The organism is Bacteroides sp. CAG:189 (assembly GCF_000432295.1).
Taxonomy (GTDB): domain Bacteria; phylum Bacteroidota; class Bacteroidia; order Bacteroidales; family Bacteroidaceae; genus Bacteroides; species Bacteroides salyersiae.
Map to the genome: position 1 here is coordinate 238 of NZ_HF991109.1, position 334 is coordinate 571.

A 334-nucleotide genomic window follows, 5' to 3' on the forward strand; every position below is an offset into this window, starting at 1 on the left:
AGGCTTGATGAATACTTCCGCGCCACCAAACTTAGCGGACTGTTCGTGAGGAACAGTACCCTTCAGTACAGGTACTTTCGTCAGATTCTTCTTAGCTGATTCAACACCTTTAGCGATAGCTGCGGTAACTTCACCAGCTTTACCAAGACCCCAACCGATGATGCCTTCTTCGTTACCTACAACAACAATTGCAGAGAAACTAAAAGTTCTACCACCTTTGGTTACTTTGGTTACACGATTAATAGCAACCAAACGGTCTTTCAGTTCTATATCGTTTGTAATCTTAACTCTATTATTAATTGCCATAATGATTAAAATTTAAGTCCACCGTTAC

At 40.4% G+C, this 334-nt stretch carries 1 protein-coding gene; it reads right to left on the reverse strand.

Going from position 1 to position 334, the window contains the following annotated elements:
• On the reverse strand, window positions 1-306 hold a 306-nt coding region (locus tag QVP90_RS19975), incomplete at its 3' end, for a ribosomal protein S5 (protein WP_369678149.1).
• Window positions 307-334 lie beyond the last annotated feature (28 nt).